Source organism: Bifidobacterium castoris, from assembly GCF_003952025.1.
GTDB classification, from domain to species: Bacteria; Actinomycetota; Actinomycetes; order Actinomycetales; family Bifidobacteriaceae; genus Bifidobacterium; species Bifidobacterium castoris.
In genome coordinates, this window is sequence record NZ_QXGI01000001.1 from 228,985 (window position 1) to 244,044 (window position 15,060).

The 15,060-nt window shown below is 67.7% G+C and carries 15 protein-coding genes; 6 read left to right on the top strand and 9 right to left on the bottom strand.

What is annotated here, in order from left to right:
- Nucleotides 1–124 precede the first annotated feature (124 nt).
- Nucleotides 125–988, bottom strand: coding sequence for a site-specific integrase (locus tag D2E22_RS01015; protein ID WP_126031258.1), 864 nt, complete (start codon nt 986–988; stop codon nt 125–127).
- A gap of 416 nt (nt 989–1,404) precedes the next feature.
- On the opposite strand from D2E22_RS01015, the gene D2E22_RS01020 reads away from it, so the two are divergent.
- A complete protein-coding gene (locus D2E22_RS01020) occupies nt 1,405–1,803 on the top strand; it encodes a hypothetical protein (protein ID WP_126031259.1) in 399 nt (132 codons plus the stop codon).
- Between the two features lie 796 nt (nt 1,804–2,599).
- Here D2E22_RS01020 and D2E22_RS01025 read toward each other — a convergent pair.
- On the bottom strand, nt 2,600–3,457 hold the full coding sequence (locus D2E22_RS01025; RefSeq protein ID WP_126031260.1) for a hypothetical protein: 858 nt from the start codon (nt 3,455–3,457) through the stop codon (nt 2,600–2,602).
- Between the two features lie 316 nt (nt 3,458–3,773).
- Between D2E22_RS01025 and D2E22_RS01030 the strand changes: the two genes are divergently transcribed.
- Nucleotides 3,774–5,132, top strand: coding sequence for a hypothetical protein (locus D2E22_RS01030; protein WP_126031261.1), 1,359 nt, complete (start codon nt 3,774–3,776; stop codon nt 5,130–5,132).
- Here D2E22_RS01030 and D2E22_RS01035 read toward each other — a convergent pair.
- Entirely contained in the window at nt 5,110–6,537 is a 1,428-nt protein-coding gene (locus D2E22_RS01035) for a DEAD/DEAH box helicase (RefSeq protein ID WP_126031262.1), read from the bottom strand. The two genes, D2E22_RS01030 and D2E22_RS01035, sit on opposite strands and share 23 nt — an antisense overlap.
- 41 nt (nt 6,538–6,578) lie before the next feature.
- On the opposite strand from D2E22_RS01035, the gene D2E22_RS01040 reads away from it, so the two are divergent.
- A complete protein-coding gene (locus tag D2E22_RS01040; RefSeq protein WP_126031263.1) occupies nt 6,579–7,730 on the top strand; it encodes a hypothetical protein in 1,152 nt (383 codons plus the stop codon).
- 44 nt (nt 7,731–7,774) lie between these two features.
- Entirely contained in the window at nt 7,775–8,101 is a 327-nt protein-coding gene (locus D2E22_RS01045) for a hypothetical protein (RefSeq protein ID WP_126031264.1), read from the top strand.
- A gap of 88 nt (nt 8,102–8,189) precedes the next feature.
- Here the strand turns inward: D2E22_RS01045 and D2E22_RS01050 are convergent, their stop codons facing one another.
- The 4 genes from D2E22_RS01050 to D2E22_RS01060 are packed head-to-tail and all read right to left on the bottom strand — an operon-like array spanning nt 8,190 to nt 12,190.
- On the bottom strand, nt 8,190–8,780 hold the full coding sequence (locus D2E22_RS01050) for a hypothetical protein (RefSeq protein WP_126031265.1): 591 nt from the start codon (nt 8,778–8,780) through the stop codon (nt 8,190–8,192).
- Between the two features lie 50 nt (nt 8,781–8,830).
- On the bottom strand, nt 8,831–9,439 hold the full coding sequence (locus D2E22_RS01055) for a hypothetical protein (protein ID WP_126031266.1): 609 nt from the start codon (nt 9,437–9,439) through the stop codon (nt 8,831–8,833).
- Complete coding sequence (locus D2E22_RS10835) at nt 9,433–9,567, bottom strand: hypothetical protein (RefSeq protein WP_277600003.1); 135 nt, start codon at nt 9,565–9,567, stop codon at nt 9,433–9,435. Before D2E22_RS10835 ends, D2E22_RS01055 begins: the two co-directional genes overlap by 7 nt.
- 22 nt (nt 9,568–9,589) lie before the next feature.
- Nucleotides 9,590–12,190 (bottom strand): hypothetical protein, encoded by a 2,601-nt coding sequence (locus D2E22_RS01060; RefSeq protein WP_126031267.1) that lies wholly within the window; start codon nt 12,188–12,190, stop codon nt 9,590–9,592.
- A 108-nt stretch (nt 12,191–12,298) separates the two neighbouring features.
- Here D2E22_RS01060 and D2E22_RS10840 point away from each other — a divergent pair, with 108 nt between their 5' ends.
- Both D2E22_RS10840 and D2E22_RS01065 read left to right on the top strand, forming a co-directional pair.
- Entirely contained in the window at nt 12,299–12,424 is a 126-nt protein-coding gene (locus D2E22_RS10840) for a hypothetical protein (protein WP_277600004.1), read from the top strand.
- A 50-nt stretch (nt 12,425–12,474) separates the two neighbouring features.
- On the top strand, nt 12,475–13,065 hold the full coding sequence (locus tag D2E22_RS01065; protein ID WP_126031268.1) for a hypothetical protein: 591 nt from the start codon (nt 12,475–12,477) through the stop codon (nt 13,063–13,065).
- 85 nt (nt 13,066–13,150) lie between these two features.
- Here D2E22_RS01065 and tnpB read toward each other — a convergent pair whose 3' ends face one another.
- Together tnpB and D2E22_RS01075 are read right to left on the bottom strand one after the other, a co-directional pair.
- Nucleotides 13,151–14,455, bottom strand: coding sequence for an IS607 family element RNA-guided endonuclease TnpB (gene tnpB, locus D2E22_RS01070; RefSeq protein WP_126031269.1), 1,305 nt, complete (start codon nt 14,453–14,455; stop codon nt 13,151–13,153).
- A complete protein-coding gene (locus tag D2E22_RS01075) occupies nt 14,448–15,035 on the bottom strand; it encodes an IS607 family transposase (protein ID WP_126031270.1) in 588 nt (195 codons plus the stop codon). The genes tnpB and D2E22_RS01075 overlap by 8 nt, the downstream gene beginning before the upstream one ends.
- Nucleotides 15,036–15,060 lie beyond the last annotated feature (25 nt).

Genomic DNA, 15,060 nt, shown 5'->3' on the forward strand with positions numbered 1-15,060 from the left:
TGTTTTGTAGTTCCATATGACGCCGCAAGGTGAGGTCGCGCAGGTATTCAGAGAGGCACATGTTCTGGCTTGCGGCGCCCTCTTGGATCATGTCACGCCAGGATGGTGTCACTTTGAAGTTGGATTATCGCATTGGCTTTTTCGGTTTCGCCGAGACGGGGCGTCCCACAAGAACAGAGCATGTATCATCCGGGCCACGTCGGATGCTGTGGCGGATGTGCACCACCATGCGGTTGAAATCGAAATCGTCCACGCGCAGCGCGCACATCTCCCCGATGCGCAGACCGAACGCGACCATGACATGGATGCTGATGCGCGTGTACGCCGGCATCGCCTCGGCCAGACGCCGAATGTCATCCTGCGACAGCTCCGCGATCAGATCCTTGTCCGCCATGCGTTTCGCCGGCACGGGCGCCACGCAGGGGGACCGTTCCAGCAACGGCGCCGAACCATCGGGCGGCGCGACCGCGGCGCGCATGATGGCACGCAGCATGATGTACGCCTCACGTTTGGGCGTGGCCGCCAGGGAGCATCCGTCCAGCCATGCGGACACCATGCGCGCGTCCATCGCGTCGAGCCGGACACGGCCGAACACGTCCTTCAACCGTCGCAGCAGGAGACGCTTGCGACGCAGCGTGGCGGGCGCGAGAGGCTCCCCGCCGCGCGCACGACCACCCCACCTGTCCATCCACACATCCGCCCAGTCCGCGAACGTGACACCGGACAGCGCGGCCGCCCTGTCCCGTTCCCTGGGCGCCGTCCAGTCGGCGAGCCCACGGCGGTACATGTCGACGCGGACCCGCTCGTCGTCCAGCCACGCCACCGCGCGGGCGCGGGTGTCGAACAGGCGCCCCACCCTGCTTCCGGGACGTTTGGGATTCGCGTAACGGGCCAGATAGGCCACGCTCCCGTCCGCGCGCCTCTTCTCCAGGACGCCGCCGAAACGGCACCCCTCCATATTGTTCATGCTCATGTTCGTGTTCGTCATGCGTCTCTCCGATGCGGCAGAAGAAAACCCTCACCGCGACACGCCGAAACACACAGGGCGCGCATCCAACCCGGAACGATCCCCGGGCACCTTGGTACCCGACCGGTACCCGAAATCACCTATCCGGTTTCCGAAACCACGCACGCACCACCCTTGGACACGCCTCCACACGACACGCCCGACACGCCGACCCATCCCAACGGACACGCCGAAACAGAAAAGCCTCCGACATGCCGTCGGAGGCCCATATGGGTGGGTGATGTAGGCATTCGGAACAAAACCTGGACACGCCCATGCTTTCACCATCCGCGGCGTCGGCCACCACGACCGATACCCCCATGGTACCCACGACACGGACATGGACACGGCACCCCGTCGCATCACCTGCACGCATGATCCCAACCGACTATCCCATCATGCTCCGCCCCTCCCGGCTCGCCCGCCTCCTCGACGTGACCGAACGGACGGTCGCCAACCTTCCCGTCGAACGGGTGAAACCATCCGCACGGGTGACGCTCTACCGCATGGACATGATCGACCGGCTGCTCGACCATGCCGTGCCGAACCGGATCCGCATGGACACGAAACCCACCATCCGGCAGACGGCGACGCTTCTCGACGCCGGCCCCTCACTCGTACGCAACCTCATCGCCACAGGACTGCTTGCCGTCGACCGGCACGATCCGCGGCTGCTCCGCATCGAACCACAATCACTGCTCAGGCTCATGGGCGGTCCCGTCCGTCATCCAAGCACCCTCTCGCACCCGATCGGTGAACCGTTCACGACGCCGCTCGCCCGTCGCGTCCGCACCTGACCCGATTGCGGCGAGCAGATCGTCGAGCGCGTCCCGCGCCGTGTCGAACCGGCTCGGCGAGCCCGAACGCGTCCAACAGGCGCGGCATGGATCCCGCATGCAGCGCACCTCCCCCAACAGGCGCAACGCCGGATCGAACAACGCGTCCGCAAGATCATGCTCGCCGGCAAGCACCCGATGCCTCACGGATCCCCCATGCGCGGGCAACGTGACCACGGTGAGACCGTCCACATGCTCGACTTGGGCGCGCGCCGCATATCGGGCGGTGCGCATCTCATGCGCCGACAGGTCGTCGCCCACGCCGGTCAAACGCAGCCGGTCGGCACGCGTCGCCATCCTCAAACCCACCTGACCATCCATACCGTGCCCCCTTTTCCGAGCCGCCGTGTGCATTGGCGGCCGTCATGGCCGCGCACCCGCCGCCATGCGTCCCCGCCGTCTCCGAGTGCCAACCACCCTCCCCCGCGAAACCCGAAACCGAAAAACGAGAAAAAGAAAAAGGGAGAACCAAAAAGAACACGACACCCAAAAGACGGCGGATCGGGAAAAAGACGAGGAAGCACGAAAAGGAGACAAAAGGAAAAGCACAGAGCAGATAAGGGGAAATGAGGACACGTGGGCGTGTCCGGTCATGCAGGCATGACCCTAAGCATCACCCAAGGCCCCTTTCCCTTATCGTCCACATTGACGAGGGTGATGCGAGGGCCGAAAACGGGCCGGGCGCAAAAACCGGGAATCCGGGCGGTCTCGGACGGTTCGTAAGCCTCGCCGACACGGCGGGCCGCATCAGAGGGGGTCATGCGTCTTGGGCGTGGGCGGCGAACAGCGCGTCCACGTCACGGGTCGGCTGCGGCGCGTAGGGGCCCGCGGCGTCCAGCATGGCGAGGAACTCGGGGATGGAGACGATGCGCCTCCCCAACGGGTCCGCGAGGTTGTCCGCGCCTGTGAGCGGATCGTCGGTGGCCTGGACGGCGACGGTGACGAACACCGCGTCCACGGGCCGATGCGAGAGCCGCGACCAGGGGAAGCCGTGCCGGTCGAGCCCCACGTTCATGCCCTCCACGAACGCGTCGTGCTGCGCGCGTACCGCGTCACGGACCGTGACGAGCGGGGCGTGCATCGTGTAGGGGCGCAGCACATGGCGCGCCGCATCGTAGCGGATCATGCGGCCGGCGTCCACGCTCCGGTACGCGATGCCGGCGCCGCCGACCATCAGCTGCAGGTATGCGAAGAACAGTTTCTCCACGCCGTCCCGTCCCGTGCCGTGGATGACGAGATCGGTGTCGCCCGCGGCACGCTCGTCCATGGTGGGGACATGCCAATGGCAGGACAGTCCGGGATGCCGCGCCGTGACGGCGCGCGCCAGGTCGCCGGCGGCGTCACGCAGCCGGTCCGTCTCCAATGGTTCGGGGTCGCATGCCCAACCGTCCAGTTCGGGTTCGTTGGGGCCGGCGCGGCGGATGCCGATGCTGCGCATCACGTCGCCCAGATGCGCGTCCGATGCGAGGATGCGCTCATCCTCGGAGTCCATCCGTTCCATGTCGCGGCGCAGCCATGCGGCGCGGTCGTGCGCGCCCACTCCGCGCGATCCGATGAACGCGACGATCGCGATCGCGGTGAGGACGACGGTCAGCAGGATGGCTTCCGGACTCATGGCCGGCTCCTTTCGTGCGCATGACGTGCAGGGTCGCCCCGGGGAGGCGTCCGCTTTGGCCGCGTGTGCTGTGATGGGACCGGAAGGGAAGAGAGGGGTTCCGTGGGTCGGCCCGCACGGGTTGTCTCTCCCGCCGACCGGCCCAACGGACATGTGCTACCGAATCACACGGGGACGTGCTGCACGTCCCTGACGGCCACGCTATGCGTCCATGATATCCGTGCCGCGCGTCATGCGGTGTCGGGTATGGACGGCACCAGTATTCGCAACGGTTGACACCCTCCGCACGCATGCGCGGGACGCATAGGGGGTGTCTGTGACGACTACCGAACGCACGAGCACCGCCACGCGCACGCGCGCGAAGAGCGGCAGGAACACCCATGGCGGATTCGACGAGGAGCCCGCCACCCACGAACAGATCGCCCGCCTCATCGCCCGATACTCCGACCCGTACCGCACCGGCACGCCCGCCGCGAAGCTCACCGCGCTGCTGCACGATCCGGAGCTGTGCCGCGAACTGGTCTACGCCTATGTGCAGGAGGAGCTGATCTGGGCGGCGAAACCGGTGGGCAGGACCGGCAAGCCGAGAACACCGCAAACACTCTCCTATCCTCTGGTCCGCCACATCTGCTCGCATCCGAGCATCGAGACGATCCTGCAGCGTCGCGCCGGATTCCCCGCGACGCTCATGCGTGCGGGCTGCCGCTACTACACGCTGCGCAGACGGCTCGCCGCCGAGAACATGCTCGACGGTCTCACGGACGCGGACGTGTGGAACATGGCGGCCGACGAGGAGGTCGCCCGCCAACTCGAGCAGATGGCGGCCGGACGCCGCGGCGAACCCCGCTGGCCCCCATACGCGGACGGCTCCAGCGCGAACCCGGACTGCCAGACGCCTGACACGCGCCGCATGCTCGGCTGCGGCGGCCTCGACGAATGGAACAGGCGGCTCGCGGAGCTCGAGGGGCTCGGATCGGTGCGCACCGTCCCCATGGTCGGCGACAACATGGAGGATGAGGACTACTGCCGCGCCCTCTCCGACATCGGCGCCGACACGGGCGCCCCCTCCTCCACCGAAACGGCGGCGCTCGGAGAATCCTTCACACCGGACGCCGCCTGGCTTCGCGATCACGGCATCACGGCGGACATGGTCGAACGCCTACCCCAACGACAGCGGGACATGCTTGAGGAGGCCGGCATCGACACCGCCGCCCTGATCCGTGAGGCGCATCGCGCCGACCTGGACCGGCTGCCGGAACCCGCGCCCCGCAGCCGGTGGGCCGCGGACCCGGCACGGCTGGACACGATGGCCGCGAGGCTGGAGCCGGTGGTCGGCCGCCCATTGGCGCGTCGGCTGGCGTTGTCGTATACGGGACGATCCTGGCAGCCGGACAGCATCCTCACCTCCGCCGGCCTTCCCGTCCGGCTCGCCCGCACGCTGCTCGCGACCGGAACGGCGCTGGAGGACACGGACGTGGCCCGGTGGGATGCGGCGTGCACACGGCTCAACACGCTGCGCCGTCCCCGCGGCTGGCGTCCGGGCCGGCACGGCATGGAGGATGCGCGGCGCATCCTCGACGGGTTCACGCACCGTCTCCGTGTCCGTTTCCTCGCCGACGCCGGCGTGGAGGAAGGCATGGATGCGCCGGCGCCTATGGTCGGGTGCGGGGCGTGAGCTCATCCATGACGGCGGAGTGGAGTTCGGCCCGCCCCTCCAGTACGGCGAGTTTGCGCTCGTCGATGGTGTCATGCTCCATGATGCGGTGGATGAGCACGGGCCGCCCCTGCCCCTGACGGGCGACGCGCGCGTTCGACTGGAGCCAGTCCTCCAGGCTCCACGGCAACGACATCCAGATGACGGTCCGTCCCGCATGCTGGAGGTTCAGCCCGTATTTGGCGGCGGCCGGGTGGGCGGCGAGGATCGGTATGTCGCCCGCATCCCACCGGGCGACGATGTTCGGCTCGTCGGGCGTGTGCACCCTGTCCCCGTACCGGTCGCGCAGCCGCTGCAGCTCGTCCGTCAGCTGGTACATGACCAGCACCGGTTCGCCCTGCGCTTCGGCGATGATGCGTTCCACCTCATCCATTTTGGCATGGTCCAGCCGTACCGGCGCGGCGCCGGTGTCCGCCGGATCGTCCGGGTAGAGGCATCCGGCGGCGAACTGGGTCATCTTGCCGGCGAGCACGCCCGCGTTGGCCGCGGTCGTCTCCGTGCCGGCGAGCTCGATCCACCGTTCGGTGCGGAACCGGTCGTATGCGCGGCGCGTGGCGGCCGGCATGTCTGTCCAATGGTCGAGCACACGGACGCCGCCGGGCAGGCCGGGGAGCCTGTCGGCGGCCTCCATGGTCATGCAGAACGGGCGGATCGCGTCCATGATGCGCACGAACGCGTCCGGCTTCTCACGCCACTCGTACACCACATGCCCGTTGCGGCGCCCCGGCGTGAAGTACGTGTCGCGGTAGCGGGTGAGCGAACGGCCGAGCGTCGCGGAATCGTCGAGGAGCGCGACCTGCGCCCACAGGTCCATGAGTCCTTTGGCGGCCGGGGTGCCCGTCAGGCCCATCACCCAGCCGGTCGGCACGCCGCGGCCGCGACCGTGCTCGCCGCGCGTGCGGTCGCGGCGCCGGCGGCGCAGGATGCGGAACCGTTTCGACCCCGCATCCTTGTATCCGGACAGTTCGTCGAGGATGATGCCGTCCCACGGCCATTCGCGCAGTTCACGATCAAGCCAGCCGATGTTCTCCTGGTTGATGATCGTCACCGTCGCGCCGGCGTCCAACGCCGCCCTGCGGCGCTTCGGGTCCGGCGTGGCGCCGCATGCGAGAGCCCAGCCCAGCGTGTGCATCTCCCGGTAGCGTTCGAGTTCGGCCGGCCACGTGTTCACCGCGACCGTTTTGGGGGCGACGACGAGGAAGCGGACGTGCGGGTCGGTGCGGTGGAGCACGTCCATGATGCAGATGCTGGTGAGCGTCTTGCCCAACCCCATGTCCAAAAACAGGCCGCAGCCGTGGTGGCGGGCCAACGCGTCCAGCGCGAACCGTACGCATTCGATCTGATAGTCATGCAACGCAACTCTCATGGGCCGGGGGCATGCGTCGGAGACGCGCATAGGCGCGTCGCATGACACGCGAACAACCCCGTAAGCCGAAGGGCAGCCCGAACGGGGCGGGCGGCCAGTACGACACCATGGGCGGCGGCCCGCCGGCGCCGCTCCCCGATCTGGGCACCGCGCAGCCGATCGACCGTCTCGGCCTCGACGAGGACACGCTCGACATGCTCCGCTCCCTGCCCGACGACGCGAGCCCGCGGGCCAGACGGCTGGCGCTCTACGCGTGGATGGACGGGATGCATGGCGACTGGCTGTACGACGAGACCCGGCTCATGGCCACCATGCCCGGCGACGACGCCGACTATCGCGGACAGCCCGTATGCTCCCCCGAGGAGGAGATCCACATCGTCTCCCGTGCGCTCGGCTCCGACGAGTCGTGGAGCACGCTCGGGCCGGTCGCACGCCGGTTCAAACCCGTCGCCGCATCCGCGCAGGATGCGTACCGCATGGGGCAGGCATGGATCGACGGGGCGCTGCTGAGCGAACGACGCTCCTGCGCCCTGAACCCGGCGCGCGCGTACACGGCGGCGATGGTGCAGGCGAAGATGGGTGACGTGCACCTGGAGGCCATGATGCACGCCGGCTACGGCTGGCAGGCGCATCGCGGCCGTGACGGCGGCCGCTACCAGAAACGGCTCAACGCGCATCTGTCCCGGCATGGGGGACGGCTCACCGCGACCGACCCCTCAGACCCGTACTACGGCTTGTCGGCGGATGAGGTCAAGGACCGGCTGTGGGATGAGGCGATGGACGAGTGGGTCGCCTATCAGGCCACCATCCACGAGGACGGGCATCTGGGCGGCGGCGGCCACTACTATTCGGACGGGTCGAACGCGGATCCCACGCTTGCGGCCAACCGGCGCCGCGCCGAGGCCGGACTGCCGCCCGAACGGGACCGGACGCGCAACGGCCGCATCCTGTTCGAGCGGATGCGGGCGGACACGTTCCGTCACATCCGCACCGGCAGTCTTGACATGCTGCGCTGCGAGCACGGCTGGGAGCCGTCCGGCGACCTGTCCGCGGCCGCACACGAACCCGGGGATGCGGCGGATGCGGCGTTGGTGATCCGCATGGCCTTCGACCGGGGGTTCGACCCGTACATGGCGGGCGGACGGCTGGGCATGTCGCATGCGCAGGTGGACATGGTGCTGCGGGACGCCTGACGGCGGTATCATGATGGGGTCATGCCCGGAGAAAGGAGAACGCCATGAAAAGTTTGGTGCGGCTGCTGGTGGAGATGCTGCTGTGGGCGGTCTTCTGGTTCTTCCTCGGCACCGTCGTGCTCGTGACGTTCCTTACCCATATCGGCATTCCCGCGTTCCTGATCGGATCCATCGCCGCCGTGTTCGGCGTGATGCTGCGCGTCACCATCGAATGTGCCCGCATGTGGTGGGACGGCCGGCATGACATCGTCTGGCTGGAGCCGCGTCATGCGGCCGCCAAGGCGCGTCATGAAAGGATCGTGTCCGGTTCATTCCCCGCGGCCGAGCCAGTCGTCGAATCATGGCGTGACGGACGGTCGGTCTGCGAATAAACGATACGGATGGCGCCGCAACCCTCCCCCCTCTGCGGGGCGGGTTGCGGCGCCATCCGTCATGTGCGGCCCACCGCCCGGCAGGTCGTCAAAGGCCCATGTCAGAGAACACGTCTCCGCTTGTCCCCGCCGGTGTGCGCGCTGACGTGTCCGCCGGCATGGCCGTGTCCTCCATGCCGCCCTCGATGAGCCGGCGTACCGGCGCGCTCAGCCCGCGCTCCGAAAGCAGGGGCATGAGCTCCTCGTCCAACGCCGCGGTGATGGTCGAGGAGCGCGGCGGCGCATACTTCACGCCGTCGGGGATTTCGCCCGTGTCCTCCGCGGCCAGCACATCCTTGACGTACTCGTCCGTGCAGGCCGCATCCCGCGCCACCGGCTCCGTCTCCGTGTCGTCGGCGCGGCCGTGGGCGGCGAGCCATGCGCCGTAGGCGGCCCGGTCCGTCACACGGTATCGGCCGTACGAACCCGCACGGGTGCGTTTGAGCACGGCCACCCGCCGGCCTGCGACGGTCACCGTGCGCGCCGTCCCCTCCCCCATACGCTCCTCGAGCGTGGCCTTCGCGGCCTTTTCGATGACGTCCATCCTCTCCTTGAAAGCCTTGGCCATGACGGCCGCCGAGGCCAGATCGTCATCCGTCCACCCGGTCAGGTCGATGACCGGCAGTCCGTTGCTCTCCATGATCGTGTCTCCTTGTGATGTTCGGCATGGTTCCATGCGTGACGGACGGCTCATGCGTCCCGCGTCGGCGCGCCGCACGGCGACAGTCCTTGCCCGCCGTATGCGGCCGCCAGCCGGATGAGGGGATGGTCCCAGCCGTTCGCGTCGATGGCGGCGCGGCACAGACCCATCCGGTCCGTGTCACCCATGAGCCACGCATCCCACAGGTGCAACGCCCACACGCCGCGCGAATCCGGGAGGAATCCCAGACGGCCGTCCATGGTCCGCAACGCCGGGTCGGGCGTCCATGCCGGCTCGAAGCATGCGTATCGCGGCTGCGCGGCGCCGGAGAGGACCGCGGCGAGCGTGTCCGCCGCAAGGTCCGGCTGCGCCATGAACATGGCGGCCGCGTCAATGCCCCGATCATCCGAGAGCATCACGGCGAGCACGGCGCGGCTCCACGGGTCGTCCGGGTCGGTGACGGCGATGCGCCGCCACATGCGGGCCATCAGGTCCACCGTCAGATCGGTGCCGGTCAGCGCACGCACCAGCACGTCATGCGGCCCGGCCGCCCCGGGGGCCGCATTCCCCTCCCCGGCCGGGCCTGTACCGACCGTCATGCCCGGCGTCGCGGCGGCGCCCCGGAGGCGCTCCCGGTCCTTGCCGCCGAACATCAGCATCCGCCTTCCACGGGGATGAGCACCGTGTCGGCGCCCATCCAGTCGGGCAGCACCCAGTCGCCGTACAGGACGGCCATATCCGAAAGCCGCTGCGGCACGGCCATGCGATCGTTGCGATAATCGTTCATGACCGGCACATATGCGTCCGCGCTAGATGAGCTCGTCGGGCACGTTGACCTCGACCGGGATCGCGTCGCCCTCCGGCCCCACATAGTACGGGACCGAGCCGCGCACGATCCGCCCCGTGCGCGGGTCGACCAGCGCGTACAGGCTCTCATAGTCCGGCTCCTGGCTTTCCGCATCCAGGACGCGGGCGTGCATCATGCGCTCATGGAGACGGCCATCCGTGGGGATGCCGAATAGGCGGCACACCGCCTGCGCCTGCGACTCGCCGGACGTGCCGCCCTCGTTGCGGGCGCCCAGACCCAGAATGATGCCGCGTCCCACGAAATCCTGCAATCCCACGTCGACGAACTCGTCGACCTTCTGGCTGGCGAAGATCGGGAAGTAATGCTGGGCGCGGGCGAGACGGCCCATGCGGTTCACCAATCCGGCGCCGAACCTGTCGCCGAGCAGCGACCAGGCCTCGTCGACGATGAGGAACCCGTTACGGCCCTGGATGGCGGCGCCCGCACCCAGGGCCGCCATGCGCACCGTCCAGCGTTGGATGATGGACGGCACCGACTGGCTGTTCGGGTCGGCGATGATGTTCATCGTGCCGGCGCTCAGCAAGGTGAGCCCCTCGGACACGGCCAGGGAGCGTCCGCCGTGACGGGTGCCGTAGATGATGCGCAGCATCGGGTTCGACTCGATGTTGCGGCGCATCGCGGGCGCGATATCCTCGACCATCGGGTCGATGGTCTCCCAGCCCGCCTCCCGGCCCGTGTACGCGCGGTAGGCGATTTCGATGGCCTCGCCCATGCAGTCGGCCCCGTGCATGTCGCCGTAGAACAGGATCGAGTTGAGCGCCAGTTCACGGCTCTTGTCGCCGTATTCGCCCGCCGTGATCTGCGAGAGCATCTCCACCGCCGTCTGCACCCGTTCCACGCTGGCCGCCGGCATGCACCTAAGCGGGTCCAGGATGCCGTCCGCCTCGGCGGTGTCGAGACGGATGATGACGCCGTGGTGCTTGCGGATGAACGGTTCGAAATCATCCGAGTTCGGTTTCGGATCCAGGAACACGCCGGGGATGCGCACGGGATGGGCGATCCGGTCGTACGGGATGCGCCGCTGCGACTGCCGGTTCGGGCCGTCCCTGTACGGGTCCGGCAGGGCGGCCATCTGGGAGGCGAGCCACAGGAGGACGCGGGTCTTGCCCGAACCGGTCGCGCCCGTCACGAGCAGGCATGGCGGGTTGTGGGTTTCGCGTGATTCGAACGGCGACACGTACACGGGCTGCGCGTCCGTCTCCGTGAATCCCAGCAGCGCGCCGGGCAGGTCGGTCTTGCCGCCCCGTCCCATGTCGTCGCCGGCGACGGAACGGCCGGCGAGCCCGGCGTAGGCGACGATGGGCACAGGCCAGTACAAGGGCGACGGGTTGTAGCTGATCGGCGAGCCGATCATCATGTCCTGGAATGCGGCGTCCTGCCTTTCCGGGTTCAATTGGACGTCGCCCGGGTAGATGATCTGGCTGGGCCGGTCCACGATCTGCGGGATGGCGGCGTGGGCGCGCGCCTCGATGAGCGTGGGCCATGGCTTCTCGCCCGACTGGTACGCGTCGTCCACCCGGTCCAGGTCCGCGGCGGTGCGCACGTTGCGTTTGTGCCCGTCCGTGGCCTGTTCGACTGCTTTCTCGTACACCAGCTCCTTGTCCTTGTCGATCTGTTCGCGTGTCAGCTCGCCGGGTTCCAGCAGGCCGCGGATGGAGAGGGCCAGCGCGCCCTGGCCGCCGCCTTTGGATTGGGCCATGAGCGTCGCCGCCCAGTCGGAGTCCGTCAGCTGGCGCACGTCCTGCCCTTCGAACGGGAGGGGGCTGAGGGTGACGATGGTCATCGGATAGGAGAAGGGTTCGCGCTGCGTCCAGGTGGCGCAGTCGCCGCCCGCGTCGAAGAACCGTTCGGCCCGTTTGCATGAACGGTAGTCGGGGAACGTGTGCATGTGTTCGTGTTCGACCATGACGGGCACGATCTCGGGTTTGCGGTCGGTGCGCCACCATGCGAGGGCGCGTCTCATCATCCGCTCGTCCGGGACGGTGCAGCCCGCGTCCGTGAGGATCTCGGCGATGGCGGCCCGGTCCGCGTCGAAGTCGGAGTCGGGCGGCATGCCGGTGCCGTCCATCGCGGCCATCGTCGTGACGACGCCCGCGATGCGCGACCAGATGCTTCTTCTCTTCGCCGTGTCGGGGTTGCGGCCGGAGGTGAGGCGCACGCCGAGGAGGGTGAAGCGGTCGTGGACGGCGTGGCCGCCGAAGTCACGGGCGAGCCTGAACCGGCTGGCCGCGTCCAGGATGGGGCTCGGTTCGTATGGTTGGGGTGTGGAGATTGCCAGGATGTGGATTTCACGGTAGAAGCCCTTCATCGCCTTGCGGCCGACGAACGGGATGTGGGGTGTGAGTTCGGCGATGCGCGGCAGCGCCATGAGCCATGGGCGTGCGTTCCTTTCGCGGTCGTCCCATGATGAGGCGTCGCGTACGGGCGGCTGTGCGGGCACTTGGGCGAACAGCCATGCCTCGCCGCCTGTGGTGCGCACGTAGCCGCCTCCCAGATGTCGTGCGTTCGTGCCCGCCGCCGTCACGGACTGTCTTCTCGCCATGTGGACGCCTCCCGTCATCATCCGCGCCCCGTCATGGGGCGCCACCCACGCCCCTCCCCTATGCCCGGGCGCATAGCGGCGGGGTGTTTTTCGGAAAGGATGACCGCTATGGGAACGAGGACTCCGATCGTCATGCTGCTCGCCGCCGTGCTCGCCATCGGCGCCGCCGGCTGCGCCGCCGGGTCCGATCCGGGGCAGGCGCCGACGCCGGACACGGCGACGGCCGAAATGTAGGAGGATCATGCCGCGGCATGGGGCCTTGGTGTGCGCGACAGGAGGATGATGTGAGGTTGATGGAATGCGACGGGGACGTCACGGCCGAACGGCTGCAGGGTCTGGTCGACGGGTGGGCGTGCGCGCATGGGCGGCCCGTCCTGCCGGTGATCATGCTCGACGGCGTCTCGCCCACCGTCCGTGACGCCGTCGACCGGCTCACCGCGCACCGGTCCGGCGGGGCGCGACCCGCCACGCTCTGCCATGACGACATGATGCCGGCCGCACGTCCAGGCGTGCGCGAGACGCGGCTGGGTGCGCGGCTGGAACGGCTCCGCGACCGTCTGGCGGCGCGCAACGACGCATGGTGGGCCGAACATCGCGACGAGGCGCCGGACGGTCTGGTGCCGTGTCCCGGCTGCGGGTCGCGGGTCGCGGCCGCACGCTGCGGGGCGGCGCACGGGTGGCGCAACCATTGCCCGGTCTGCGGTGCGGACATGCGGCCCCGTCCGGTGCGGGAACGGTTCGATGCGTGGAAACGGGAGTATGTGCAGGTGCGTGAGGAGCGTGACACGCTGCGCCGCCTGCGCCGCCGCCCGGTGTTCACGCTCGTCCTGCTCGACCCGGACGACACGGATATACGCATCGGATGGGAGTCATAGAAGTTCCGCAGGGCATTGTCCGACAACCGTTCCCGCACCGGACGGGCATCGGGGCCGTTGTAGATGACTTTGTTTTAGCTTGTCGCTAGAGCGAAGTCATCTGCATGGCCTCGTTGCCAAGGCCGGCTCCAAGCCTCACGCGACTCTCGCCGTCGCTTGGTTCGCGTTTCGCCGGATGCCGCATTGTCCCGCCTTTGGGGTGGGCCTGTCTTACGCTTCCTCCACGCGCGTTTAACGTCTCCGGGGCACTCCCGGCGACTTGGATGTTGATGGCCGCGTTCACATCACGGTCGATGACAAGCCCGCACTCCTCGCAATGGTAGACGCGCTCGGACAGGGGCAGCTTGGCTTTCACCGTCCCGCAGTTCGAGCACGTCTTCGAGCTTGGATACCAGCGGTCGATGACGTGAAGCCTCGCGCCGGTGCGTGCGGTCTTGTAGGTCAGTAGGCGTCGGAACTCCGCGAACGCGGCGTCCTGAATCGATTGGGCGAGCCTGTGGTTTCCCGCCATGCCCGCCACGTTCAAGTCCTCGATGCTGATGTCCGCGTAGGTGTGGGCGAGCATGGTGGTGGTCTTGTCGAGCGCGTCCGAACGCAGGTTCGCCACCCGTGCGTATAGTCGGGCGACCTGCGCTCTCGCCTTGCGGCGGCGGTTGGAGCCTTTCCGTTTGCGGCTCAGATTCCGTTGGGCTTTCTTCAACCGTCTGAGGTTCGATTTGAGTGCGTGCGGGTTGTGTATCACGGTGCCGTCCGACAATGTGGCGAGCTCCTTCACGCCCAAGTCGATGCCGACGCTCCCGCCTTTCGGCGGCGATGGAATCGGCAGGTCGGCGCGTTCGACGGTCAGGCTGGCCTGCCAGCGCCCACCACGCTTGGATACGCTCATGCGCAGCACCTTCGCACCGTTCACTCGCTTGGACACGTTCTCCATGCAGTGCACGCGGCCTATCTTCGGGAGCCGCAGCGCATGAGGATCACAGCCAATGAGGCCAAACGAGCCCGTCGTGTACGCGAATCCGGGAACCGCCTTGTCCTTGGATTTGAAGCGTGGGAAGCCCATCCTGCGGCCTTTCCGCTGCCCCTTGCGGGACTTGGAGAAGTTCTTCAGGGCGTCGGCCAATGATTCGAGGCCGCTGTTGTATGCCTCCTTGCTGTTCTCCGGCCACCATGTTTCTCCCGTGGTCTTGTCCACGGCGAGTGTGTTCTTGGCTTGGTTCCACCACCTGCGCAGCCCGTAGTACGACCATTCGGGTTTATCGCCGCGTTCGAGCATGTCCTTGACATGAGCGAGTCCCGCGTTGTAGACGAACCGCGCCGCACCAGCATGGGACTCCAAGAGTCGTTCCTGCCGTGACGTCGGGTCAAGCGTCACCTTGACCGCCTCAAGCATCGCGTGCCGCCTTCAACGCCGCGTCCGTCTTGTGCTTGGCTGCGCGGCGTCCGTACAGTCTCGCGCACAACGAGGTCAGCACCTCGGTCATGTCGCGCACCAAATCGTCGTCCAGTTCCGTGTCGTCCACCACGATGATCCGGCGTCCCTGCGCTTTCAACGCGCTCTCCACCAGTCCCGCGTTCATGCGGGCGAGCCTGCCCCTGTGCTCCACGATCAGCGTGCCCACGGTCGGGTCGGACAATAGCCGGTTGAGCTTGCGCCGCCTGTCGTTCATGCCGGAACCCGTCTCCGTGACCACCTCGGGCTTCTCGACGCCCATGCTAAGGGCGAACGCTTTCAGTCGGTCGGCTTGACGTTGCAGGTCGTTCTTTTGGTCGCCGCTGGATACTCGCGCATAGCAGACGGTGCGGGGTTCCATGCTTTTCGATTGCGGCATGGTCTCGTATTTCGGGTCGTGGATGAGCCACATGCCAGACGGCGTGTGCTCCACGGGGACGGGCATGGTGCCCTGACGGCACCATTTCCACACGGTCTGCGGGTGCAGATGCTCACGCTCGGCCCATTCCTTCACCAACATGCAACATAGTATAGCATATTAAAAT